This is a genomic window from Modicisalibacter coralii (genome assembly GCF_004117855.1).
GTDB lineage: Bacteria > Pseudomonadota > Gammaproteobacteria > Pseudomonadales > Halomonadaceae > Modicisalibacter > Modicisalibacter coralii.
In genome coordinates this window covers 1-1082 of sequence record NZ_QWBW01000061.1, presented here as the reverse complement: position 1 = coordinate 1082, position 1082 = coordinate 1, and the positions used below count along the sequence as shown (strand labels likewise).

Annotated in this window: 2 tRNA genes and 2 rRNA genes; all 4 read left to right on the top strand. The window is 54.9% G+C overall.

What is annotated here, in order from left to right:
- Positions 1-230: ribosomal RNA gene (locus D0901_RS20770) — 16S ribosomal RNA — on the top strand; the annotation flags it as partial.
- Between the two features lie 228 nt (positions 231-458).
- Positions 459-535, top strand: a tRNA-Ile gene (locus tag D0901_RS20765).
- Positions 536-638: 103 nt separating this feature from the next.
- Positions 639-714 (top strand) — tRNA-Ala (locus D0901_RS20760).
- 229 nt (positions 715-943) lie between these two features.
- Positions 944-1082: ribosomal RNA gene (locus D0901_RS20755) — 23S ribosomal RNA — on the top strand; the annotation flags it as partial.

The following is a 1082-nucleotide window of genomic DNA, read 5'->3' as shown; positions in this document are numbered from 1 at the left end:
AGTCTGCAACTCGACTCCGTGAAGTCGGAATCGCTAGTAATCGTGAATCAGAATGTCACGGTGAATACGTTCCCGGGCCTTGTACACACCGCCCGTCACACCATGGGAGTGGACTGCACCAGAAGTGGTTAGCCTAACTTCGGAGGGCGATCACCACGGTGTGGTTCATGACTGGGGTGAAGTCGTAACAAGGTAGCCGTAGGGGAACCTGCGGCTGGATCACCTCCTTAACCGACACGTCATCGTGTCTGGTCAAGTGTCCACAATGAATTACCTGATCGGAATAGAGCAACGACTGTGGGAGTTGCCCAGGGCCAACGGGTCACACGGGCTTAGCAGTTAGTACGGTGCTGGGTCTGTCGCTCAGTTGGTTAGAGCGCACCCCTGACCTTAAATGGAAAGGAGGGTGAGGTCGACCGACCGGAACTCGGCGCCGGCAGGCGGTTGTAAACGGTGCTGGGTCTGTAGCTCAGTTGGTTAGAGCGCACCCCTGATAAGGGTGAGGTCGGCAGTTCGAGTCTGCCCAGACCCACCAAAACAAGCTGTAAGCCATAAGCTGTCAGCTTTAAGTCAAGCCCGCCAGGCATGGTGTTGGTTTTTCTTACAGCTTAAAGCTTCCCGCTTAAAGCTGATGTTCAGGGGCCTTAGCTCAGCTGGGAGAGCGCCTGCCTTGCACGCAGGAGGTCACCGGTTCGATCCCGGTAGGCTCCACCATCCTCCCGATGTCCCAACAGTCTTTCAATAAGTCCTAAGCTATAGGTTTTRGGTGACACGTCGATGACGGTCACGTAAAGCTTACAGCTTAGAGCTTATGGCTCTAAACGCTCTTTAACAATGTGAATCAAGCTGACAACGTTTCTTCCGAGAGGAAGAGACAAACGAGATACGACTCTCGAGCGTATCCGGCGATCGTGTCATCGCACCAGACCCCTTGGGGTTATATGGTCAAGCGATGAAGCGCACACGGTGGATGCCTAGGCAGCCAGAGGCGATGAAGGACGTGACAGCCTGCGATAAGGTTCGGCGAGGTGGCAAATGACCTGTGACCCGGACATCTCCGAATGGGGCAACCCACTCAGGGT